Below are 24,111 nucleotides of genomic sequence, written 5' to 3'. Positions count from 1 at the left end.
TATCATAAGCAATTTTTGCATATAAGCCAAACGATTTATCTTCTAAAAATCAAATAAAGAATTACCGTTTGCATCACTTTCTTTTATATATACTGGCTCCCCAGAAACAGGTGCAATTGGTTGCATAGTTGTTACTGGTTGTGATCCAATTACTTGCGATTGAATTTTCGGTTCTCTATATGTAGATGTTTCAACTTGTTCATCTAATAATAAGTCACATAAAGCACGCACAACTAATAAATGTTCTTTTGACTTTTGTCCTTCACTACTTTTTGCCTTCGCAATTTCATTCGCCATTTTATTTAAAATCTTGTCGCTAGATATTTGCATTCCTTATCACCTCGTACTTTGTAATTCTTTCTCGAATTGTACCAATTTTTCTACTGAACCAAATACTATTATCATATCACGTTCTTTCAATTTTTCCTGTCCTGCCGGATTATGTATAATATTACCATTTCTTGAAATCGCTAATATTGTTACATCAAACTGATTCCTTACATTACTCTCTAGTAACGATTTACCAACTAATATTGAATCTTTTCCAACTAGAATTTCTTCAATGACAAATGACTGTTCTACTCCATACAACACTGTATCAATATAATGAACGGTTAATGGATTTGCAATACCTTTTGCGATATGAATACCCGCCATACTAGATGGGTTAATAACCTTATTTGCACCAGCACGCCTTAATTTCTCTTCAGTTTCTGGCTTTTCAGATCTCGCCACAATTTTAATCGTATCGTTTAACCCTCTTGCTGTTAATGTAATAAATACATTTTCGGCATCATTTGCAACAATAGCAACTAAACCAGCTGCTTTTAAAATTCCGGCATTATGTAATACTTGATCTTCCGTTGCATCTCCATGTACAAATAAAAGCTTTTCCTGCTCCAATATACTTTCATCTTTATCAACAACGACAAATGGAATATTCTTTTCTTGCAATTCATGTACAACTTGAAGCCCCACTCTACCGCAACCACATACTATAATATGATTTTTCAACTGCGCTATTTGTTTATCCATCTTCTTCCTCCGTACTGCATGAAATAAATTCCCTTCAATAATCATAGCTGCCACTACCCCAATTGCATACGTAACAATACCTACGCCAACAGGAATAATAAGAAGCGCAAATACTTTCCCCGCTTGCGTTACAGGAACGGCATCTCCGTATCCAACAGTCAATACAGTAATCATTGTCATCCAAAATGCTTGAAACAAACTAATCTCTTCAATCGTCATAAATCCTATCGTTCCTAGAATTACAACAAAAGTCATACATATAACTGCTATCCATAATTGCTTACGTGCATTCATACTGTGTTTCAACTCTTTTCTCTACCTACAATCTTTGCCAGTGGAAATAAAATACGTATATACTAGATACGGAATCTATGAAAGAGGTTGATATAATGAAGACATTTCTTTCCGCCTTACAATGGGCACTATTTATTTTAGCTGGAAGCCTTATTGTACCAATTAGTGTCGCAACTAGTTATGGTCTTAATGGCGCTGAAGCCATCGCATTTGTACAAAGAACATTATTTGTTCTAGGTTTTGCTGGTCTCTTGCAAGCTATATTTGGGCATAAACTTCCTATTCAAGAAGGTCCTGCTGGCCTTTGGTGGGGAATTTTCTCCCTTTACGCAAGTTTAGGTGTCGTACTATTTGGATCAAATAATGAGACACTTAAAGTTCTTCAATATGCTTTCTTATTAAGTGGTATTATTTGTATTATTCTTAGCGTTTTTGGACTTATTGATAAACTCGTTCGCTATTTTACACCGACAGTCATTGGAACGTATTTATTTCTTCTTGTCGCGCAGCTTAGTGGCTCCTTCTTAAAGGGAATGTTTGGCCTTGATGGAAAACATACAGAAGTACAACCTAACGTATTTATTCTTTCACTCATTGTTATTTTACTATCCTTTTTCATCATGAAGCTACCTATTATTGGACAATATTCCGTTCTTTTCAGTATCGTATGCGGCTGGATATTATTCGCATGCTTCGGATTATCTAATCCAATAACACCAGTGACAGACATAATCCGTTTTCCATCCTTATTTGTTTTCGGAATGCCTCGTGTTGAATGGAACATGGTAATTACGGTCATTTTCGTTACGCTCTTACTTCTAACAAATATGTTAGCAAGTATTCGCGTTGTACAAAAGGTTGTCTCTAAATATGAAGAAAACGCTGCATCAGATCGTTTTAAACAAGCTGGCATTATAACAGGAATCAACCAATTGCTAGGCGGCCTATTTTCAGCTATTGGGCCTGTCGCTATTTCTGGATCAGCAGGTTTTATTGCAACGACTAATATTTATAAACGTCTCCCGTTTATATTAGGATCAAGCTTTATTATTGTCGTTAGTATATTTCCAAAGATTACTTCATTCTTTGCAGCAATCCCTGTTGCAGTTGGTTATGCCGCTATTTATCCTGTATTCGCAAGCATGATTGGCCTCGCCTTTCGAGAATACGAAACTGTCCAGGATAAAGAACGATTATTTAAAGTAGCCGGTCTTTCAATCTTTACAGGAGTCGGAGTTATGTTTGTTCCAGCAGGAGCATATTCCACACTTCCACCATTTCTAGCATCGTTTTTAAGTAATGGTCTCGTTCTTGGATCTGTAATGGCAATCTTGCTAGAAATACTATTTTCTCGTTCCACAGCAAAACAAATATCTTAAATTGGAAAACTTCCATTATTGCACTCTACCTTTAGAGTTGTTACGATAAAATCAAACTTTAATCATTGGGGTTTTATTCATCCCCAATGATTATTAACCAATATTATGAGCAACACACTCATAATAATTTATCTACTTCTTTTCAAAGAGGTTTGATGTCTTACTATTATTCCTCAATCTCTTCATGAACATGTATTTTGATTTCAATTAAAGAAAGGAATTTTCTATATGACTTATAAAATGATTGTTTTAGATTTAGATGATACTTTATTACGTGATGACCATACTATTTCACCTCGTACGAAAGAAGCGTTAATGACTGCACAAGAGCAAGGCGTAAAGGTTGTACTTGCTTCTGGACGTCCAACGTTCGGTATGCGCAATGTAGCGAAAGAACTTCGTTTAGAAGAATACGGCAGTTTCATTTTATCTTTTAATGGTGCAAAAATTATTAACTGTAAAACAAACGAAGAAATCTTTAGTAGTACACTATCTCCTGAAATCGTTCACAACCTATTTGAAATTAGTCAAACTGAAGATGTATGGATTCATACTTATATGGGCGATGATATCGTAACGGAAGAAAATAATCCTTATACTGAAATTGAGGGCGATATTACTGGTATGCCAATTGTTGTAGTAGATGACTTTAAAGCTGCAGTTAAAGAGCCCGTAGTAAAAGTATTAATGAATAAAGAAGCTGAACGCCTTGTTGAAGTTGAAAAGAAACTACAAAAACAGCTAGAAGGCCAATTAAGCGTGATGCGTTCGAAACCATTCTTCTTAGAATTTACTGAAGCTGGTGTTACAAAAGGAACGAGCTTAAACAAACTGATCCAAAAGCTTGGCATTAAGCGTGAAGAAGTTATCGCAATGGGCGATAGCTATAACGACCAAGCGATGATTGAATTTGCTGGTCTTGGCGTTGCAATGGGCAATGCACCTGATGATATTAAAGAAATTGCAAACTACGTAACAGATACAAATATGAACGATGGTGTTGCAAAAGTTGTAGAGAAATTCGTTTTAAAAACGGATGTACTTGTTTAATATTTTCATTCACAAAACCTATTTGAAGTCAAATACTTCAAATAGGTTTTTATTTAAATTCTCATGCTTTTGTGACTATATTTTGAACTTTGCACTATTCTCGTAGTGTAAACTTTCTTTTTGTATATAATGAAACAAAATAGACTATTTTATTTTGAAAAAGAATACAAATTTACTATATACAAGCATACGTTAAAGGAGGCTACTTTATGTTATCTACACCAATCGGACGATTAAGAGCAATTGGACTAGTTGAGGGTATTTCTTTCCTATTACTATTATTTGTAGCAATGCCATTGAAATATTTCGCAGGATTTGCAACAGCTGTTAAAATTACAGGCATGGCTCATGGTGTTCTATTTATTCTATTCATCTTTGCAGTAATTCAAGTAACAATCGTACACCGTAAATCAATTTTATGGGCACTTGGAGCATTTGTTTCATCAGTTATCCCATTTGGCACTTTTGTACTAGATGCAAAATTAAAGAACGAGCAACAATAATAATAAAAAGGTAGTTAACGACTGTTAACTACCTTTTCTATTTATAAATTTGGAATTTCCCAATCAATTTCTCTTTCGCCCATATTAGCTAAAATCGTATTTACTTTAGAATATGGCTTACTACCAAAGAAACCACGTCTTGCCGATAATGGGCTTGGATGTACAGATTCGATAATATGATGATTCGGATTCGTAATTAACTTCTTCTTCGCCTGCGCATGGCGCCCCCACAATATGAAAATAACTGGCTTTTCACGTTCATTCAACAGTTCAATTACACGATCTGTAAAGTGCTCCCATCCTTTTCCCTTATGAGAATTTGCTTCGCCTTGACGAACTGTTAATACGGTATTTAGTAATAATACTCCTTGTTCCGCCCATTTTACTAAATAACCGTTATTCGGGATTTCATAACCATATTCATCTCGAAGTTCTTTATACATATTTAACAATGACGGTGGTGTTTTAACACCAGGTTGCACAGAAAAGCTTAAACCATGCGCTTGATTCGGTCCATGATATGGATCTTGTCCTAAAATAACAACCTTTGTATTTTCATAACTTGTATACTGAAGAGCGTTAAAAATATCTTCTACCTTCGGATAAACAACATGCGTGCTGTATTCTTCTGTCAAAAAACTGGATAGAGTAAGATAATACTCTTTCTCGAATTCTGGTGCCAATAGTGGCTCCCAATCATTCTTTAAAACATTTTCCATACTGTCACTTCCTGTCTAATTAATTCACCATATCCTGTCTTGTAAATACTACGAACGAAATAACAAGAGAAACAACTGCCCAAACAGTTAAATTCATCAAAGAAAATCCCATCGATAAACCTTGTAATGCAGGTAATTTTCCTGATAAATAATCCGTTAATGATAAATTCACACTAAAAATATATTTGGCGCCTTCCCAAGATGTTGCGAACGAGCTTAAAATACCGCCTGCAATTAATGCAGCTAGCATAACGCCCATACCAGCTGGTGTATTACGAATTAAAACAGAGACCATAAATGATATAGTTCCGACAACGATAGCAACAAACCATGCTAGTCCATACGCCATTAAGATGTATTGCCACTGCGGAATAAGATGCACAAAGTTCGTATTTAGCGTTTCCTTATCAATAACAAATCCTGTTAAAACAGGTAAATTCCATCCCGAGTATCCAAATACAAGCCCTGATAATATGTAAGCAAACAAACCTACAAGAAACAGTATGAGCGAAATGAAAAATAACATCGTCACGTATTTACTAAGGAGTATTTTCCAACACCGAATTGGTCGCGTAAGTAACATCTTCATCGTCCCATCACTTCGTTCTCCTGAAACGATATCAATGGCTACAATCATTACAAGAAGCGGAATAAATAATGTAATTCCTTGTTCAATAAATGCTCTGACAAAAGTCGGTGCACCCGGTGCCATCGGATTAATATCATGATCTAAATAATATTGTTGTTGCTCAACTCTTACCTTTAACCAATCACGCCATTCTTCTGGCAACCTAGAATTGTTCAACCGGTTCTGAGAATCAACAATTTGCTGTTGCAATGAAACCTTCCAATCAGTTGTACCGAGTCTTTTTTGTGTCGTTTCTATTTCACGATACTGCGCATACACAAAAAGCGGGATCAAGATTGCTAAAATAAGCATGACAACAAAAATACGTTTCTTGCGGTAAATCTTTTCTGATTCATTTAAAACTAGATTCGCAAATTCACGCATGCTGCTCACCCCTTGTGAGTTCAATAAATAAATCTTCTAGCGTAAATACAAGCTCCTTAACGCTATGTACATCTATTTCATTTTCGACAAAGTGTTTATTCCAACTACTTATAGATGCAATATCCATGCGGCATAGTAATCGATCGCCTTCTACACTCACTTCCCTTACTTCTTTGGCCGCTTCTAGCATATCTTTCGCCTTAGAAATTGGTGTAACAATCCATTCTACACGATCACTTGCTGTTTTAATTAATTCTTCAACCTTGGCAACTGTTATCATTTTTCCTTTATGAATAATAGCAACGCGATCGCATATCATTTGCACTTCACTTAGCAAGTGACTTGAAATAAACACGCTCATATTTTCTTCTTTTACAAGCTTATGTATAAATTCCCTAAGTTCTCTAATCCCTGCTGGATCTAAACCATTCGTTGGCTCATCTAATATGAGCAATTTCGGATTCCCAAGGAGCGCCTGCGCAATTCCAAGGCGTTGTTTCATACCAAGTGAGTACGTTTTTACCTTGTCATGAATTCTTTCATCTAAATGAACCATTTCAGCAATTTCAATAATACGTTCATCTGATATATCACCTAACATACGAGCAAATTGCTTTAAATTTTCCCATCCCGTTAAATATGTATACAACTCTGGGTTTTCAACGATACTCCCAATTTGACGCATCGCTTCTCTGAAATTTTCCTTAATCGAATAACCACCAATAGAAATCGTACCTTCTGTCGCCTTAATCAATCCGACTAACATTCGAATGGTAGTCGTCTTTCCAGCACCATTTGGTCCTAAGAACCCGAACACTTCTCCTTGCTTTACATCAAAGGAAATATTCTCTACAAGAGTCTTCTTTCCAATTACCTTCTTCAAGTCTCGTACGGAAAGTATCGTCGTCATTTTACCCCTCCTTGTTCTAATTTTAATTTACTTACAACATTTTGAACTAAACGTTCTGCCATATACGTATAACCTACTTCGTTCGGATGAAAATGATCAGAGTATAATAAATCTTTCCCGCGGTTTTGGAATAAATCAAATGTCGGTGTAATATATACATTTTTATCGTTTAGCGCTAACTTCTCTAAAGATGCATTCCAGTCCACAACAATGTTTGAAGACCCTTTTAAATCTTCTACATCTTCAAAAGGATTGTATAAACCAAGCCAAAAAATCGGACTATCTGTATTTAATTTACGAATTTCTTCTATAATTTTCTTTGCTTCATTTTGAAACGTTTCTGTGTCAGGACGATACGTCTCTAAATCTATTTTCCCAAGCGATTCCCAGCCTGGGAACAAATCATTCCCACCAATCGTTAACACGATTACATCTGCTTGCTTAATTGAATATTGAGCGCCATTACTTTCAATTTGTTTTAATAAATCGGGCATTTTTGCACCACTAACTGCTAAATTTGTTAATGCAATTTTTTGCTTATAATCTTTTTGTAAATCCTCTTTCATTCGCCCAACATAGCCAATTCCTTCTTTATCACCAACGCCACGCGTTAATGAATCACCTAAACTAACGATTTGTAACGTTCCCGTTTTCTTTTTCTCTTTTGCCACTACATCGGTCTTTTTAATTAAATTTGAAGCTTTCGGATTTAATACATCATTTACACCTGAAACAAAGCCATATGCAAATAAACAGAAAGATGCAATTGTAATGAGTAGAATTACTTTTACTACTTTTGATCTCATATCAAAACCCCTTTTAGCCCTCATAGATTGTCCATAATTATACCAAACGCAATTTTGAAAAGCGATTTTCACACCTTATCTATTATGTTGTTTCCCTATGTACTAATTCTGGCAATAACTCTACGTGCTTTACATCTATTTTCTCATCATTAATCTTTTCATATAATAATTCGAATGCCTTCACACCAACATTTTTACTACAATACGAAATCGTCGTAATGCCTAAAATATCTGCCACATCTTGATCATCACAACCGATAATCGTAATATCTTCTGGAATACGAATCCCTTGTTTTTTCGCTTCCGTTACCATTCCCGCTGCAATATGGTTGCAAGATACAAGAAACGCTGTTGGTTTTACTGACATATGGGCCCATTCCCTAATTACATTACGCCCATCCTCCACCGTAAAACAGCCTTTAAACTTCCAGTCCTCTATCGGTGTTACAGCAATCGTTTGAAGCGCATCCTCATATGCTTGTTTTCTTCTCTGGCTATTAATGCTATTGCTTCTTCCAATGCAATACCCAATACTTGTATGGCCGGCATCTATTAAGCTCTTCATCCCGCGCGAAAACACTTTATAGTAATCAATATGCACACTCGAAATGAAATTCGAGTCTATTTCTTCACACATAACAATCGGACCAAATTTCGTATATTCTTCAAGCTTTTCCTTACTATTTGCCCTGGAACATATAATAACCCCATCAAGCTTTTTCATTTTTAACATATTCAAAATTTCTAATTCTCTTTCCTCACTATAATTCGTCTGACAAAGCATCATATTATAATTGTTTTTTGCTGTTTCCTTTGATATTCCCTCGATAATGGCGCTATAATATTGATCATTTACGTGCGGTAATAAAACGCCAATGACATTCGTTTTTCCTTTCACTAAATGAATTGCATTCACATTTTGCGTATAATTTAATTCTTCTATAATTGCTAAAATTTCTTTTCGTTTCTGTTCATTTACGTACGGATGATTATTTAGTACACGTGAAACAGTTGAAACAGATACTCCAGCAAGTTCAGCAATCTTTCTTATATTTGTCATCTCATTTTCCCCTTCTCACAAAAATTATCCCTTGACCTGGTAAGCTTTCCACAATATATCCTTTCCTAGCAAATACATTTTGAAAGGATATACAACTATGCTTCGATTCAAATTAGAATATATATTTTTCATTGGCGGTCTACTCACTCTCGCCATCGGTATTAATATGATGACGACAATTACTTCCTTTGGACTTAGCCCTTATGATTCCTTCTTTATTGCACTATATCAAAATTTCGGGATAAGTATCGGTTTTTGGATTTTCATGATTAATTTTGCTTTTACTCTTATCGTACTCTTTTGGAATAAAAAACAAATTACGATCGGTACCATTGTAACGATGGTTCTTATTTCGCTTTTTGTTGATTGGATTGGTTCCATTACAACTATTATGGATGCTATCCGCTCTCTTCCAAAATATATAACACTTATTTGTGGAAATCTATTCGTTGGAGCTGGGATTGGTCTTTACGTCTCTACAAACCTTTGCGCGGCGCCTCAAGAAGCTTTCGTTTTGACGGTTGCTGAGAAGAAAAAATGGACGTTTAGAAGAACAGAAATTTCATTAGCCTTTTTATTTTTAACGTTAAGCTTTTTATTAGATGGACCTATCTATTTTGGAACAATCATCTTATCCTTTACAACAGGCTGGATTATCCAAGCATTTATTCAAGTTGGTACGCAGATTTTAAATAAAAAAGAGCCTATTAAGCAAGCTGCTTAATAGGCTCTTTCTGTTTTATGGTAAGAGATACTACTTAGCATCCCCTTCAATTCGATAGTTCGCTTTCAAACAATCTATTTCTTCATACCCTTGCAACGTATGTAGAATATAATCATAATCAGCAAGAGACGCACGATGCGTTACAATTACAATTTCAGCCTTTCCTTTCTCTTCAAGCGGCATTTGAATAATTTTCTCAAAGCTAACTCCGCGCTCAGAGAACAATGAAGTAATTTTTGCAAATACACCAATTTCGTCTTTTACATGCAGTCTTAAAAACTTTTTCACGACAATTTCGTCTGGCTCTTTTAATACTTTTTGATATTGTGGGACTACAGCACTATTTCCTGTTACCCCTAATCTAATATTTTGCATTACAGCAACTAAATCCGAAACAACAGCTGTCGCTGTTGGTAAACTTCCTGCGCCTGGTCCATAAAACATCGTTTCCCCAACTGCTTCACCGTACACATACACAGCGTTATATTCATTTTGTACTGCCGCAAGAGGATGTGTATTTGGAAGTAAAGTTGGTTCAACTGTAACCTCCAATTTTTCACCATCTCGTTTTGCAAGACCGATTAATTTAATTGTATAACCTAAGCTCTTACTATATTCAATATCTTCCTCTGTAATAGAGGTAATCCCTTTTACTTTCACGTCTCCAAGCTCTACATTTGTAGAGAAACCGAGAGTAGCTAAAATCGTCATTTTTCTTGCTGCATCTAAACCTTCTACATCTGATGTTGGATCTGCTTCTGCAAATCCAAGTTGTTGGGCTTCTTTTAACACGTCGTTATATGCTCTCCCTTCGTCTGACATTTTCGTCAAAATAAAATTTGTCGTTCCATTTACAATTCCCATTACTTTCGTAATAAGATCTGAGGAAAGTCCTTCTACGATACTGCGTAAAATTGGAATTCCCCCTGCCACACTCGCCTCATAGAATAAATCAGCCTTATTATCTTTTGCTGTCGCTAATAATTCAGCTCCATGTAATGCCATTAAGTCTTTATTTGCAGTTACAACATGCTTTCCGCTTTTTAAAGCTTGTAAAATATATGATTTTGCATCATCAATGCCACCCATCACTTCAATGACAACATCAATATTTGGATTATCTAAAATTTCATTTGCATCTTGTGTTAATAGAGTAGAAGGTACCTCTACCTCTCTCTCTTTCTCAATGTTTTGCACTAATACTTTCGTTACCTTCACTGGACAACCTACTTGGTGTATGAGTCGTTCTTGATGATCCGTAATAATACGAACCACACCACTGCCAACTGTCCCAAGACCTAATAACCCAACTTGAATTTCTTTCATAGTACTGTCCACCCCTCAAAAATTGTGTTTAGATGAAATTATATGAGTAAAAAATCTGAAAAACAATGTATTTTGAACATTCGGAAAAATAAAGGTTAATCTTTACAAGGAAAACGTTGCCACGTGTTACACAATCCTTCTTTACAATATATAAGGGGTTTCTTGATACACGTAATAATTCAACCAATTAGAAAACAATAAATTACCATGACTCCTCCACCTAACAAGCGGCTTTTCATCTGGATTATTATGTTTAAAATAGTTTTTTGGCACATCAATATTTAATCCCTTGTCACGATCTCGTTCGTATTCTTGTTTTAACGTCTCACAACTATATTCGCTATGTCCAAGGGCAAACACTTGCTTTCCTTCTGGCCCAATAACAAGGTGAACACCTGCTTCTTCAGAGTTTGCTAACAATGTTAAGTCTTTCACTCCTCTAATATCATTCTCTCGTACTTCTGTATGACGAGAATGCGGAGCAAAAAACAATTCATCAAATCCTTGTAACAATTTCACATGTTGCTCGCAAACTTCATGTTCAAATACACCGAACATTTTTTCCTTAAGGGGATACTTTGGAACACCATAATGATAGTACAAGCCAGCCTGTGCTCCCCAGCAAATATGGAGCGTAGATGTTACATTCGTTTTTGAATACTCCATAATATGTTTAAGCTCTTCCCAATAATCTACCTCTTCAAAAGCAAGGGTCTCCACTGGCGCTCCTGTAATAATGAGCCCATCAAACTTTTCATTTTCAATATCACGAAACGTTTTATAAAAGCTTGTTAAATGTTCTTGCGTTACATTACGAGATAGATGTGATTCCATATGAAGCAAATGAACATCTAATTGTAACGGTGTGTTTCCAATTAAGCGAAGTAATTGTGCCTCTGTGTCTTGCTTCGTTGGCATTAAATTTAATATAGCAATTTTCAAAGCGCGTATATCTTGTGTTTCCGCTCGCTCCTTCGTCATTACAAAAATATTTTCTTTTTGTAACACTTTGCGAGCCGGTAAATCTTTATCAATTATGATCGGCATGTGTTTTGCCCCCAACTAGAGCTGCTTCCAAATCTGCAATAATATCAGAAACATCTTCTATACCAACTGATAAACGAATTAAATCAGATGTAACACCAGCTAAACGCTGATCTTCAGCATTTAATTGTCTATGCGTCGTACTAGCAGGATGTATAACGCAAGTTCGTGCATCAGCTACGTGTGTTACAAGAGTTGCTAGTTTTACATTTGCGATAAATTCTTTTGCTGCTTCTAATCCGCCTTTAATACCGAAAGTTAAAACACCACTAGCACCTTTTTTCAAGTACTGTTGTGCCAATGAGTAATTTTCATTACTATCTAAGCCCGGATAATTCACCCATTCAATACGTTCATGATTAGCAAGCCACTTAGCAACTGCAAGAGCATTTTCACTATGACGTTCCATTCGTAAATGCAATGTTTCTAAGCCAATATTGCTAATATATGCATTGAATGGGCTCATACAATTTCCATAATCTCTTAATAGCTGAACACGTGCTTTCACAATATACGCTGCTGCACCAAAGTTTTGAACGTAACTTACACCGTGATAACTTGGATCTGGTTCAACAAGTTCAGGATACTTTCCATTTGTCCAATCAAAGTTTCCACCGTCAATTACAATACCGCCTAAGGAGCTCGCATGCCCATCGATATACTTCGTCGTAGAATGAACAATAATATTTGCCCCATGTTCAAACGCCTGGCATAAATAAGGAGTTGCTAATGTATTATCAACGATAAAAGGTACCTCTAATTCTTTAGCAGCAGCTGAAAATTCTTTAAAATTTAAAACATTCATCGCTGGATTTCCTAACGATTCTGCATAGATAAGTTTCGTCTTGTCATTAGCAAGCGCCGTAATTTCATCTGCCGTTAAATTTGGATTAAAGAACGTAACATCAATGCCCAGTTTACGCAAACTCACTCCAAATAAATTAAACGTTCCCCCGTAAACCGTTGAAGAACAAAGTAAATGATCCCCACTACTACAAATATTTAAAACTGCGAGCATAATAGCTGCTTGCCCAGAAGCCGTTGCAACAGCTCCTACACCGCCTTCTAAATCTGATAACTTCTGCTCAAATGCGGCTAGAGTAGGGTTTCCAATACGTGTATAAATATATCCTTCTGCCTCTAAGTTAAATAGGGCTGCTAAATCATCTGAAGTATCGTATTTATATGTTGTACTTTGATAAAGTGGTAAAACACGTGGTTCACCATTTTTTGGCGTATAGCCACCTTGCACACAAATTGTTCCTTTTCCCCATGATTCTCCCATCTCTCATTCTCCTTTCTTTTATACAAAATAAAAAACTGCCCCTTTCCTGAAAACAAGAAAGGAGCAGTTTGAAAACACGCTCTAAAGGCTCTTTCTTATCTCTCAGGATTACTACCTGCAGGATTTGGCACAATTCCGTTATACGGCTGTTGCCAAGGTTTCATCGGGCCTGTCCCTCCACCTTTTCTTGATAAGACTATGCAATTACCGTTGATTTTATAGCAATAATTTCCTAATGTCAAACGGTTTTTCTGAATGTTCTAAAATAAATGTTAACAGTTTCATATAAAGCAACAAAAGAAATATATTCTAGTCTATTTCAAAAAAGACCTTTAAAAACCTCAAATCAGTCTATAAAATTAAATAAGTAATTTAACCTATAAATTCAAATTCCCCTAAAGTTAACCTATATGTTGAATAGGCCATCTCCTCAAAAAGATACTATATATATTCAATCCATTTTTCACTAGTATATTTCACTTTTTTACCTACTAAGATTTACATAACGGAGGTATAACATGACAAATAAAAAAGATATGCAGTACATACTTGCTCTATATGGCATTCTTCTAGGATCTATAGTAGGAGCTACAGTCTGGTTATTTTTAGTCACAATAAATATTGGAATCCACTTTATTTGGGGATACTTGCCTGAAGTTCTCTCTTTTCCCTCTTATTACACCCTTTGCGTAACAATAATTGGCGGGGTCCTTGTTGGTCTATCACAAAAACATTTCGGTACATACCCACGCCTTATGCCTGAAGTGATGGCTGAATATAAAAAAACTGGTCGAATCGAATATCGCTTTGTCCATCAGGCTACTTTAACAGCGATTATTGTTTTAATTTTCGGTGCTAGTCTTGGTCCAGAAGCCGCACTAGTTGGAATTATAGGCGGACTGTGCACATGGGTAGGGGATCGCTTTAAATTTGCCTTAAAGAGTATGAATGAGCTAACCGAGATCGGAATTGGAGCTACTTTAAGTGTCATTTTTAACGCACCATTATTCGGTTATTTAGCACCAAATGAAAATGAGGGGGAACAAATTGCTGCTTTTTCTAAAGGAAAAAAGGCGATTGTATACTTAGCTACTACTTTCGCAGGTTTTTCTGTTTATTTACTACTGAGTAAACTCGATAATCGTGGATCCTTTATTGTTGATTTCGGGGAAGGTGCACTTTCATTCAATGAATGGATCGCATTTCTTCCACTTGCTAGTATCGGTGCTATAGTTGGTTTCTTTTATTTCAAGTTAGAATTCACATTAGAGAAGTTAATTCACCCTTTTAGGGAATACAAACTGACACTCGGAATTATCGGTGGTATTTTATTAGGAATTGCGGGAACTTTTCTTCCGTACACATTATTTTCAGGTGAGCATCAATTAAAAGAATTAGTTGTTGAATGGAGCCATTTATCTTTTTGGATACTACTTCTTTCAGGGATTTTAAAGTTGTGCATTACTGCCGTTTGTTTGAACACAGGGTGGCGAGGTGGACATATCTTCCCAATTATATTTTCCGGGTCAAGTATCGGATACGCTGTAGCATCTATTCTTCCTATAGATCCAGTAGCATCTGTTGCCATCGTAACGACAGCAATTTCAAGCTATGCGTTACGAAAGCCAATAGCTATAACATTACTATTACTTATGTTTTTCCCGCTTAATTTACTATTGCCCATGCTTGGTGCAGCTGCTATCGGGAATGCCTTTCCGCTCCCAAAACATAACGAAAATAAAAATTAATAAAAATAGGCAGTGGGGATGAAAGCTCCACTGCCTATTTTTTTATTACACATGCTGCTTTAATAACGCTTCTAACTCCTCAAAATTATGCACTTCATATGTCGGTATAATCCCACTATCATTTAATTTCCTTTCTGGATTAAACCAACAAGTATCAATTCCCGCTACATATCCACCTTTCATATCAGCGCTTAATGAATCCCCAATAATCAGCCCTGCTTCAGGTGCAAAGTTAGGAATCCGTTCAAAAACATAATCAAAATACTCTTTCATCGGTTTTTGAAAACCTGTATCTTCCGAAACAAAAACATCTTTAAATAATGAATGTAAACCTGCATTACGCAAACGCTTATCTTGCGTCTTAGAAACACCATTTGTCACTATATACAATTCATACTCTCCTTGAATTTGATTTATAAATTCAAACGCACCTTGCATGAGTTGATTTCCTTCTTCTAAGTAGTTACGATAATTATTTTCCAATAATATTCCATCTACTTCTTCTCCATACTCTTTAAACAACAGAGAAAATCTTGTATTTACAACTTCATTGCGTGATAGTTCTCCTTTTTCAAAAGCATCCCAAAGACCTTTATTTATTTTTTTATAACGAGCCTCTATCTCGTCTGTTAAAGGGATTCCCTTCTCTTCAAAAAGCACCCGTAAAGCCACTTTTTCAGCCTTTTGGAAATCTAGTAATGTATCATCTACATCAAATAACAATGTTTTATATTTTTTCATAAATTCATCACACTCTCTTTTCTACAAAAACAAATTTACATAAATCGTATCATTCATTCTTGTAAAGATAATAGGAGATATCTCATACTATACATGGGGGTGAAAATATGAAAATCAGCAAAAATGAGGAAGAAATTTATCAATACATGCGAATCCATCAATTCCATACCCTATTTTCATTTCATGTCTTGCCATATGTAGAGCTGCATTCTTTTCAAACGAAAGAGATGATATGTAGCGAAGGAAATGCTCTCCCTTATCTCTATTACTTAATTTCTGGGAAAGCAAAAATATATATGAGTCATAAAAACGGGAAGGTTTCATTAATTAATTTTATTCAAGCACCATCTTTTATCGGGGAATTAGGATTAATAGGAGTAGAAAATATTACTAAGTCCGTTGAAGTACTAGAAGATTGTGTGTGTTTGGCACTTCCTCTTAAAGATTGTCAGCAACTTTTATTACAAGATGCAACGTTTTTACAGCACTTATGTAAATTTATTGGAGAAAAGACAATTACTCGCACTGAAAATCACGCAAAAAACTATAGTTATCCTTTTGAAAATCGATTAGCTGCTTTTATTTTATTAACAGAGCAAAATAATTGTTATATAGAAAAGCATACCGAGGCCTCGGAATATTTAAATGTCAGCTACCGTCATCTTTTATATGTATTAAATCAGTTTTGCCAACTAAATTATTTAAGAAAAGAAGGCTGAACATATTATATACAAGATCGAAATACATTAGAAAAACTTGCTGATGAACTAAAAATATAAAAAAACAGCATTAACGCTTACATGTTAATGCTGTTTTTTCGAGTGACGATTATACTTTTAATTAAAATTTACTTGCTACTTTAGCTGCTTCTTCAAGACCTGCAGCAATGATTTCTTCTGCTTTATCTGGGAATTGGTTATGCCCTTCAATAACTACTGTTTCCATGTTTGTTGCGCCGAAGAAGCCCATCATACTTGCTACATATTTAACAGCCATTTCTACCTCAGCTGCTGGACCTTCTGAATATACGCCGCCTCTTGCATTTAATAATGCAATCTTCTTATCTCCGATTAGGCCAACTGGACCCTCTGGCGTATATTTGAACGTTTTACCAGCACGGTTTAAATAATCAATATATGTGTGCAATACTGCTGGAATCGTTAAGTTCCATAATGGGAAGCCGAAAACAACTTTATCAGCTTCTAGGAATTGATTTAAATACTTATCAGCAACTGCTACTGCTTTTGCCTCTTCTTCTGTTAAATCAAATCCTTTACCTACCTTGAATGTACCATTAATCATATCTACGCCTACATATGGTAATTCTTCTTTATATAAATCAAGTTCTACTACTGTATCATTTGGGTGTGCTTCTTTATAGTTTGCTAAAAATGCCTCATATAATTTTACACTAACTGCTTGTTCCGCTGGACGGTTATTTGCTTTAACGAATAAAACTGTTGCCATTATTTATTCCTCCTAGTACTCACTCTTATGTTGTTATATGCTTTCAAAAAAGGTATCCCTTGTAATTGTTGTTTTGTTGCTTACAAACATATTTTATCTTTATATAATGACAATTTCGTCCTCACATAGACGTATTTTTCCATAAAAAAAGTCCACCTTCCAAAGGCGAACTTGGTCTTACGACTTTCGTCTTATACAATTCCATTTTTCACTGCATATAATGCCGCTTGCGTACGATCAGATAAATTCAACTTACTCAAAATGCTACTTACATGCGCCTTAACCGTCTTTTCTGTAATAACTAAAACAGATGCAACTTCCTTATTGCTCATCCCTTTCGCTAATAGCTGCAATACTTCATTTTCTCTCGCTGTTAGCACATCCACTTGAATAGAAGGTTCTTCTTCCTTTTCTTCTACAGGTAATGTTTGAGAGAGAAGAGCATTTGCTATATCCGGATGTAATTGAATATTACCTTTATATGCGCTTCGAATAGCCTCAACAAGCTGATCTGGTTCTACATCTTTTAAAATATACCCACTTGCTCCAGCCCTTAATGCAGGTAACACATGCGCCTGATCAGAAAAGCTAGTTAATACAATTACTTTCACATTTGGATACTCTTTTTTAATATATGCCGTCGCCTCAACACCATCCATTTCAGGCATGTATAAATCCATTAATATAACATCGGGAGTTGTTTCTCCTACTTTCACTAACGCTTCTTTCCCATTATTCGCTTCTCCAACTAACTCTAAATCTTCCTGTGTACTTAAGAAAAATGCTAATCCTTTTAAAACGACTGTATGATCATCAACTAACAATACTTTTATTTTCACAAACTTCCCTCATTTTCACATCATAATGGTACATTTACTTTTACGCTCGTTCGTTTATTACTACTTACAATTTTAATTGTTCCACCAACTAATTCTACTCTTTCACGCATCGTAGTCATACCTAGTGATTTCTTTTCTTTTATATTCTTTTCCACAAATCCCTTTCCTTGATCAACTATTTCTAATGATACATTTTTCTCATTCACTGTAAAATAAATCGTCGCTTCTTTTATACCTGCATGCTTACTTACATTGTTCAGTGCTTCTTGGCCTATGCGCCACAAAGCTTCTTCTACTACACGAGGTAAATCACGAACACCCGTAACTTGCTCCCTAATTTTCAGTCCCAAATTTTCACCGTACTGCTTTAGAGCTGGCAATAATCCTTTTTCTAATCCCGCCGGACGAAGCTGCCAAATTAATGTCCTCATTTCTTTCAAAGCTCCTTGCGCAAGTTCACGCATCTCATGCAAAGATTGATCTACCTTTTCATTTTTACCTTTTAAAACTGCCTCGGCGCCTTTTGTCATGAAGGTTAATGAAAATAATTTTTGCGAAACAGAATCATGTAAATCTCTTGCTAACCGATTTCTTTCTTCCATTCGCACAAGTTCACGGCGCTGCTCGTTTAACCTCAAATTCTCTATTATTAACGAAACATGGTTCGATAATGCTTGAATTACGTCTATTGTATTAGCATCAAACTCTCCATTATTCAGGCTAACACATAAAACACCAAATATATGGTTTTGAATATGTATTGGTGTAGCAATAACAGCTCGATTTAGATGTACATTATGTCCTATTTGATGTTTTATTAGAACTGGTTCATCTTGTTCTAACGCCCTCTTGGCCGCCTCTTTTATATCCTCTTTTAACTCTTCCTGAACGTAAGACGCTCGCAGAGATAATTCTTTTTCCTCCCTAATAAAAAGCGCTACTTGATTCCATTGAAATACTTCACCTACGTGATTTACCACTTTTTCAGGTAGTACATTAAACTTATGAATCGTTTTTAAGTCTTGAATGAAACGCTCTAATTTCACATAATAATGTGCTCTTCTCTTTTCATTTCCATATAATTTTGTTCGCTTTAAAGCCGTACCAATTTGGAAGGCAACCGATTGGAGTAATACTAATTCTTCTTCTGAAAAATGTGTTTTACCCGGACTTGCAACATTTAACAACCCAAATTTTTCTCCCCCAGCTTTTAAAGGAACCGTAGCATGATGAAGAATGCCCTCCGTATCCCCCCAATTATATTCAATTGCATTATTAATTCTTTTACATTCAATAATATTAACGGCTCTCTCTAATTTTCCATCTACAAAACCTCGTAAACACCAACATTCACCTTCGCACATCGGGCGTTTATTTTCATATGTAAGTGCCTCTGGTAATTGATAATCAATTAACTTCGTATACTTCCCATTTTCATCCGCAAGAAAAATCCATCCTGTCGTTAAACCTGTTACACTTAGTAATTTCTCTAGGACAGCTTGCAATACATGATATGTATCATTTGATGTATTTAATGTTTCTGCAATTTCCTTTAATATAACTAATTCATTTGTACGATTATCTCGAAACATACTCAGTCTCCTGCATACAAGATTTTAAATAGCTCTTAAAATAAATCATCTACTTTTCACTTTGTACTTATTCGTAACATTGATATAATGGTGAGAACATAGTTTTCATTATATCACTCGAGGGGGCTTTCATAATGACATTAAATAAAGCACTTACTATCGCTGGTTCTGACACAAGTGGCGGTGCTGGTATACAAGCAGATTTAAAAACATTCCAAGAACTGGGCGTATACGGAATGACATCTCTTACAACAATCGTAACGATGGATCCACATAACGGTTGGGCACATAACGTATTTCCAATCCCAGCTTCTACATTAAAACCACAATTAGAAACAACAATTGAAGGTGTTGGCGTAGACGCTTTAAAAACAGGTATGCTTGGATCAGTAGAAATTATTGAAATGGTTGCAGAAACAATCGAAAAGCACAATTTCAAAAATGTAGTAGTTGACCCTGTTATGGTATGTAAAGGTGCTGATGAAGCATTACATCCTGAAACGAATGATTGCTTACGTGACGTTCTTGTTCCAAAGGCATTAGTTGTAACACCAAACTTATTTGAAGCTTACCAATTAAGTGGCGTAAAGATTAATTCTCTTGAAGACATGAAAGAAGCAGCGAAAAAGATCCATGCTTTAGGTGCGAAATACGTCCTAATTAAAGGCGGTAGCAAACTTGGTACGGAAACTGCAATCGACGTCCTATATGATGGAGAAACATTCGACCTTCTAGAATCAGAAAAAATTGATACGACAAATACACACGGCGCAGGTTGCACATATTCTGCTGCAATTACAGCAGAACTTGCAAAAGGAAAACCTGTGAAAGAAGCAGTAAAAACTGCTAAAGAATTCATCACAGCTGCTATTCGTTACTCATTCAAAATTAACGAATACGTAGGTCCAACTCACCATGGTGCATATCGTAAATTTGTTGTATCAAAAGAACTTGTCTAATATATAAATAAAAAACACTCACAAAGTTCATACATTGCCTCTGTGAGTGTTTTTTATAAGCTTTATGTCTTCTGGTCATCTTATCTTTAAGATACAGAGCTGACCTTATTTCTACCATTTCGTTTCGAGTAGTATAACGCATCATCTGCCGCTTGAATAAATTGCTCCGGTGATTCTTCATATTCTGAAACCCCCACCGAAACTGTAATTTTTATTTTCGTTTCATCTAACAATTGAAATGAGTGACTTTCAACAGCTGTACGAATTTGCTCGCCCGTAAGAATTCCGTAAGCTAATCCCTTATTCGGTATCAAAAGTGCAAACTCCTCTCCACCCTTTCGAAAAGCCAAATCTGGAAATTGTGAAGTTTCTCGTAAAATACATCCTACTTGTTTTAGCACTTCGTCCCCTGCAGGATGCCCGTACGTATCATTTACATACTTAAAGTGGTCAATATCTATAAGTAGTAAACAAAACGAATCATTTTTCATGTTCTTATTACTAATATGACGATTCATCTCTAAATCAAACTGTCTTACGTTTCCTAAACCTGTCAATGCATCTATCGTTGCGTATTGTTTCATCTTTTGAAATAACTCATTGGATTGTAAAACATAATTTGCACTTATGAATGTTATGTAACCTGTAATAATACTAGAAATTAAATATAATCCCACTATGTGGATCTCTTTAATTAACCATATATATAACGCTGGGATTAGAATAGATAAAATATATGTGTGTAACCATACCCACTTTCCCCCTAAAGAAAGCTTCATGCGCGAAATAAAGATACTCCCTATTCCTATCGCAATGATTGTATAAAAAGCCACTTGAGAAGCTAATGAATAATCCATAAACAACAGCCTAGTTACTAAAATCATACCAATTGTTATGGTACTCGCTATCGGTCCTCCAATAATAACAGCTAGAATAACAGCTAAGTAGCGTAAATCCAATAGAATGGTACCAACACGAACACTGAAATACATTAATACTATACCTAGTATCCCAGTAAAAATGCCTACTACACATTTCTGCCCAAAAGAGAATCCTTCTTTTAACGGCTTATCCCTTAAAAGCTGACCTCCAATAAAAATAAAGGAAAGAATAATTGTTGTATTTACAAATAAGTCCCTTAACATAAAATAATCTCCCTACTTTTCCATCTATCCCCTTCCTCACCTTATTGTATACGAAATACCTTTAATTCCCAAATATTTTGTTTATTTTTGCTGTTCCACGTGAAACAGCAAAAAAATAAAAAGGGCGAAAACTCGCCCTTTTTCATTAACAACAGCGTGATATTTTTCCACCCTTTGCATTAAATCTTGCTTCTTGTGCCTCAGCAAAAAATTGCTTTTGACATACAACCTCTTCTTCAGGATGATGCTTTTTCATATGCTCCACATATACTTCATAACTTGGTACCCCAACGAGCAAACTAATAAAGCGTTTTCTTTCACCCCATACTTGCCACAACTTTTTAAGCATAGTTCCTCGACTCACTTTCATCTCTAGGAATATATGGTGCCTCTTTTAACGGCATTGGCTTATTTCTTAATACTTGGATCCAAATTCGAAGTGCTGAAATTAACACAGCGATTACAACTATCATAAAAATTCCGCAAAGCGCCGCATCGATATAATCATTGAAAATAATTTGCTTCATTTGAGCAACATTTTTTGCTGGCGCTAACACTTTTCCCTCATCTAATGCTCCCTGAAATACCTTTGCATGCGATAGAAATCCAATTTTAGGATTTTCATGAAATAGCTTTTGATATCCCGCCGTCATCGTTACAATCAGCAACCCGACAGTTGGAATAAGTGTTACCCAAACGTACGCCTTTTTTCCCATTTTGAACAAAATTGTCGTTCCAAGTAATAATGCAATACCTGCTAGCATTTGATTTGCAATACCGAAAAGTGGCCATAATGTATTAATTCCACCGAGCGGATCTATTACCCCTTGGTATAAGAAATATCCCCACCCTAATACACATAATGTTGTAGCGATTACATTCGCTAATGTAGAATCCGTTTTCCCAAATGGCTTATATACATGCCCTAAAATATCTTGAATCATAAATCGGCCGACACGCGTTCCGGCATCAATTGTTGTTAAAATGAATAGAGCTTCAAAGAGAATCGCAAAATGATACCAAAATGCCATCATGGCCGTTCCACCTATTACTTGTGAGAAAATATATGCCATACCTATCGCTAATGTTGGCGCACCACCTGTACGTGATAAAATTGTTTGCTCTCCAACATTTACAGCGAGATCTTTTAGTTCATTTGGTGTAATAGCAAATCCCCATGAGGAAATAACTTGAGCTGCCTGCGAAACATCTGTACCGATAAGTGCTGCGGGGCTATTAATTGCAAAATACGTTCCCGGTGTTAATACACAAGCCGCAATCATCGCCATCGCTGCTACAAACGACTCCATTAACATTGCTCCATAACCGATTGGCTGTGCGTGTCCCTCTTGCTCGATCATCTTCGGCGTCGTACCTGATGAAACGAGAGCATGGAATCCAGACACTGCACCACAAGCAATAGTAATAAATAAGAACGGGAATAAGTTTCCAGAAAACACAGGACCAGTTCCATCAATAAATTTCGAAACTGCTGGCATTTGTAAATCTGGTGCTACAATTAAGATACCGATTGCTAACCCTACAATTGTTCCGACTTTTAAAAATGTACTTAAATAATCACGTGGTGCTAAAAGCATCCAAACTGGTAATGCCGATGCGATAAATCCATATACAATAAGCATAATAGCAATTGTTTCACCACTAAATGTGAACATACTTGCAAGTGTTGGATTTTCTGCTACATACTGTCCTCCAACAAGAGATAAAATAAGTAGGATAATACCAATTACTGATCCTTCTCCAACACGACCAGGCCTAATATAGCGCATATAAACTCCCATTAAAATAGCGATAGGAATCGTTGCTGCTATCGTAAACATTCCCCAAGGACTTCCGATTAGTGCCTTTACTACGACTAACGCTAATACTGCTAATAAAATAATCATAATTCCTAAAATACCTATCATTGCAATTAGTCCTGTAACAGGTCCAATCTCATCCTTAATCATTTCTCCTAACGATTTACCATTACGTCTCATCGAAGCAAATAAAATGACAAAATCTTGGACAGCCCCCGCAACAACTACCCCAACAATAATCCAAATGGTTCCTGGTAAATATCCCATTTGTGCTGCTAAAATCGGTCCTACTAAAGGTCCCGCCCCAGCAATCGCTGCAAAGTGATGTCCAAACAATACCCACTTATTTGTTGGAACATAGTCTTTCCCATCGTTTAATGTATGGGCTGGTGTTTGCCGATTATCATCTAAATTAAAAACCTTTCTCGCTATAAATCTACTATAAAAGCGATAAGCAACTGCATATACACATACGGCAGCTACTAAGAGCCATACAGCATTAATGGTTTCACCTTGTGATAAAGCTACTACCCCAAAAGCACCTGCTCCTACTGCTGTAATAATGCCCCAAAGTAAGATCGATTTCAATGTCTTCACATACAATTCCCCCAATACTATTTCTTAGTGGAGATTGTACTAAATTTTCTGAATAT

General features: G+C 35.9%; 24 protein-coding genes and 1 riboswitch. Of the genes, 7 read left to right on the top strand and 17 right to left on the bottom strand.

Going from position 1 to position 24,111, the window contains the following annotated elements; genetic code table 11:
* Positions 1-42 precede the first annotated feature (42 nt).
* Both QCI79_RS13945 and QCI79_RS13940 read right to left on the bottom strand, forming a co-directional pair.
* Positions 43-330, bottom strand: coding sequence for a YwdI family protein (locus tag QCI79_RS13945; RefSeq protein ID WP_001167349.1), 288 nt, complete (start codon positions 328-330; stop codon positions 43-45).
* A 6-nt stretch (positions 331-336) separates the two neighbouring features.
* A complete protein-coding gene (locus QCI79_RS13940; RefSeq protein WP_000993983.1) occupies positions 337-1,329 on the bottom strand; it encodes a potassium channel family protein in 993 nt (330 codons plus the stop codon).
* A 95-nt stretch (positions 1,330-1,424) separates the two neighbouring features.
* Here QCI79_RS13940 and QCI79_RS13935 point away from each other — a divergent pair, with 95 nt between their 5' ends.
* The 3 genes from QCI79_RS13935 to QCI79_RS13925 all read left to right on the top strand — a co-directional run bounded on the left by QCI79_RS13935 (position 1,425) and on the right by QCI79_RS13925 (position 4,261).
* Positions 1,425-2,708, top strand: coding sequence for a purine/pyrimidine permease (locus QCI79_RS13935; protein ID WP_000847044.1), 1,284 nt, complete (start codon positions 1,425-1,427; stop codon positions 2,706-2,708).
* Between the two features lie 228 nt (positions 2,709-2,936).
* The gene (locus QCI79_RS13930) at positions 2,937-3,758 is read left to right on the top strand and encodes a Cof-type HAD-IIB family hydrolase (protein WP_000221395.1); all 822 of its coding nucleotides are present in this window, start codon (positions 2,937-2,939) and stop codon (positions 3,756-3,758) included.
* A gap of 209 nt (positions 3,759-3,967) precedes the next feature.
* Entirely contained in the window at positions 3,968-4,261 is a 294-nt protein-coding gene (locus tag QCI79_RS13925) for a DUF3817 domain-containing protein (protein ID WP_000953396.1), read from the top strand.
* A 41-nt stretch (positions 4,262-4,302) separates the two neighbouring features.
* On the opposite strand, the gene QCI79_RS13920 is transcribed toward QCI79_RS13925, so the two are convergent.
* The 5 genes from QCI79_RS13920 to QCI79_RS13900 are packed head-to-tail and all read right to left on the bottom strand — an operon-like array spanning position 4,303 to position 8,768.
* Positions 4,303-4,980 carry a uracil-DNA glycosylase gene (locus tag QCI79_RS13920; RefSeq protein ID WP_000432520.1) on the bottom strand — a complete coding sequence of 226 codons (678 nt, stop codon included), beginning with the start codon at positions 4,978-4,980 and terminating at the stop codon, positions 4,303-4,305.
* Positions 4,981-4,999: 19 nt separating this feature from the next.
* The gene (locus tag QCI79_RS13915) at positions 5,000-5,992 is read right to left on the bottom strand and encodes an ABC transporter permease subunit (RefSeq protein WP_021727853.1); all 993 of its coding nucleotides are present in this window, start codon (positions 5,990-5,992) and stop codon (positions 5,000-5,002) included.
* A complete protein-coding gene (locus QCI79_RS13910; RefSeq protein ID WP_000207721.1) occupies positions 5,985-6,902 on the bottom strand; it encodes an ABC transporter ATP-binding protein in 918 nt (305 codons plus the stop codon). The genes QCI79_RS13915 and QCI79_RS13910 overlap by 8 nt, the downstream gene beginning before the upstream one ends.
* Positions 6,899-7,780 (bottom strand): SGNH/GDSL hydrolase family protein, encoded by an 882-nt coding sequence (locus QCI79_RS13905; RefSeq protein ID WP_113623472.1) that lies wholly within the window; start codon positions 7,778-7,780, stop codon positions 6,899-6,901. The genes QCI79_RS13910 and QCI79_RS13905 overlap by 4 nt, the downstream gene beginning before the upstream one ends.
* A 10-nt stretch (positions 7,781-7,790) precedes the next feature.
* Positions 7,791-8,768, bottom strand: a complete 978-nt coding sequence (locus tag QCI79_RS13900) for a LacI family DNA-binding transcriptional regulator (RefSeq protein ID WP_000181970.1) — start codon at positions 8,766-8,768, stop codon at positions 7,791-7,793.
* A gap of 97 nt (positions 8,769-8,865) precedes the next feature.
* Here QCI79_RS13900 and QCI79_RS13895 point away from each other — a divergent pair, with 97 nt between their 5' ends.
* On the top strand, positions 8,866-9,492 hold the full coding sequence (locus QCI79_RS13895; RefSeq protein WP_000943428.1) for a YczE/YyaS/YitT family protein: 627 nt from the start codon (positions 8,866-8,868) through the stop codon (positions 9,490-9,492).
* Positions 9,493-9,522: 30 nt separating this feature from the next.
* On the opposite strand, the gene QCI79_RS13890 is transcribed toward QCI79_RS13895, so the two are convergent.
* The 3 genes from QCI79_RS13890 to QCI79_RS13880 all read right to left on the bottom strand — a co-directional run bounded on the left by QCI79_RS13890 (position 9,523) and on the right by QCI79_RS13880 (position 13,147).
* Positions 9,523-10,818 (bottom strand): homoserine dehydrogenase, encoded by a 1,296-nt coding sequence (locus QCI79_RS13890; RefSeq protein WP_000659109.1) that lies wholly within the window; start codon positions 10,816-10,818, stop codon positions 9,523-9,525.
* A gap of 141 nt (positions 10,819-10,959) precedes the next feature.
* Positions 10,960-11,865: a homoserine O-acetyltransferase MetA gene (metA, locus tag QCI79_RS13885; protein WP_001121537.1), complete on the bottom strand. Its 906-nt coding sequence runs from the start codon at positions 11,863-11,865 to the stop codon at positions 10,960-10,962.
* Positions 11,849-13,147, bottom strand: a complete 1,299-nt coding sequence (locus tag QCI79_RS13880; protein WP_000504780.1) for a bifunctional O-acetylhomoserine aminocarboxypropyltransferase/cysteine synthase — start codon at positions 13,145-13,147, stop codon at positions 11,849-11,851. Before QCI79_RS13880 ends, metA begins: the two co-directional genes overlap by 17 nt.
* 92 nt (positions 13,148-13,239) lie before the next feature.
* Positions 13,240-13,344: riboswitch (SAM riboswitch) on the bottom strand.
* A gap of 321 nt (positions 13,345-13,665) precedes the next feature.
* Between QCI79_RS13880 and QCI79_RS13875 the strand changes: the two genes are divergently transcribed.
* Entirely contained in the window at positions 13,666-14,895 is a 1,230-nt protein-coding gene (locus tag QCI79_RS13875) for a chloride channel protein (RefSeq protein ID WP_000182468.1), read from the top strand.
* A 45-nt stretch (positions 14,896-14,940) separates the two neighbouring features.
* Here the strand turns inward: QCI79_RS13875 and QCI79_RS13870 are convergent, their stop codons facing one another.
* Entirely contained in the window at positions 14,941-15,636 is a 696-nt protein-coding gene (locus QCI79_RS13870) for a YjjG family noncanonical pyrimidine nucleotidase (RefSeq protein WP_000760192.1), read from the bottom strand.
* A 107-nt stretch (positions 15,637-15,743) separates the two neighbouring features.
* Between QCI79_RS13870 and QCI79_RS13865 the strand changes: the two genes are divergently transcribed.
* Positions 15,744-16,355 carry a transcriptional regulator YeiL gene (locus tag QCI79_RS13865; RefSeq protein ID WP_021727852.1) on the top strand — a complete coding sequence of 204 codons (612 nt, stop codon included), beginning with the start codon at positions 15,744-15,746 and terminating at the stop codon, positions 16,353-16,355.
* A 121-nt stretch (positions 16,356-16,476) separates the two neighbouring features.
* Here the strand turns inward: QCI79_RS13865 and QCI79_RS13860 are convergent, their stop codons facing one another.
* From QCI79_RS13860 to QCI79_RS13850, 3 genes are all read right to left on the bottom strand, one after another.
* Positions 16,477-17,103 (bottom strand): FMN-dependent NADH-azoreductase, encoded by a 627-nt coding sequence (locus QCI79_RS13860; RefSeq protein ID WP_000246735.1) that lies wholly within the window; start codon positions 17,101-17,103, stop codon positions 16,477-16,479.
* A 191-nt stretch (positions 17,104-17,294) separates the two neighbouring features.
* Positions 17,295-17,942: a response regulator gene (locus QCI79_RS13855; protein WP_000695813.1), complete on the bottom strand. Its 648-nt coding sequence runs from the start codon at positions 17,940-17,942 to the stop codon at positions 17,295-17,297.
* A gap of 20 nt (positions 17,943-17,962) precedes the next feature.
* Positions 17,963-19,534 carry a GAF domain-containing sensor histidine kinase gene (locus QCI79_RS13850; protein WP_000488136.1) on the bottom strand — a complete coding sequence of 524 codons (1,572 nt, stop codon included), beginning with the start codon at positions 19,532-19,534 and terminating at the stop codon, positions 17,963-17,965.
* 134 nt (positions 19,535-19,668) lie between these two features.
* Between QCI79_RS13850 and pdxK the strand changes: the two genes are divergently transcribed.
* Positions 19,669-20,493: a pyridoxine/pyridoxal/pyridoxamine kinase gene (gene pdxK, locus QCI79_RS13845; protein WP_000174252.1), complete on the top strand. Its 825-nt coding sequence runs from the start codon at positions 19,669-19,671 to the stop codon at positions 20,491-20,493.
* A gap of 86 nt (positions 20,494-20,579) precedes the next feature.
* On the opposite strand, the gene QCI79_RS13840 is transcribed toward pdxK, so the two are convergent.
* The 3 genes from QCI79_RS13840 to cstA form a co-directional block, all read right to left on the bottom strand.
* On the bottom strand, positions 20,580-21,638 hold the full coding sequence (locus QCI79_RS13840; protein ID WP_000942900.1) for a GGDEF domain-containing protein: 1,059 nt from the start codon (positions 21,636-21,638) through the stop codon (positions 20,580-20,582).
* A 145-nt stretch (positions 21,639-21,783) separates the two neighbouring features.
* Complete coding sequence (locus QCI79_RS13835) at positions 21,784-21,987, bottom strand: YbdD/YjiX family protein (RefSeq protein ID WP_000914504.1); 204 nt, start codon at positions 21,985-21,987, stop codon at positions 21,784-21,786.
* Positions 21,980-24,055 carry a carbon starvation protein CstA gene (gene cstA / locus QCI79_RS13830; protein ID WP_000854295.1) on the bottom strand — a complete coding sequence of 692 codons (2,076 nt, stop codon included), beginning with the start codon at positions 24,053-24,055 and terminating at the stop codon, positions 21,980-21,982. Before cstA ends, QCI79_RS13835 begins: the two co-directional genes overlap by 8 nt.
* Between the last annotated feature and the right edge of the window lie 56 nt (positions 24,056-24,111).

Source organism: Bacillus cereus group sp. MG1 (assembly GCF_040460035.1).
In the GTDB taxonomy this organism is placed as follows: Bacteria; Bacillota; Bacilli; order Bacillales; family Bacillaceae_G; genus Bacillus_A; species Bacillus_A cereus.
Note: the sequence above shows the minus strand (reverse complement) of the source record. Positions and strands in the feature narration are given on the sequence as shown.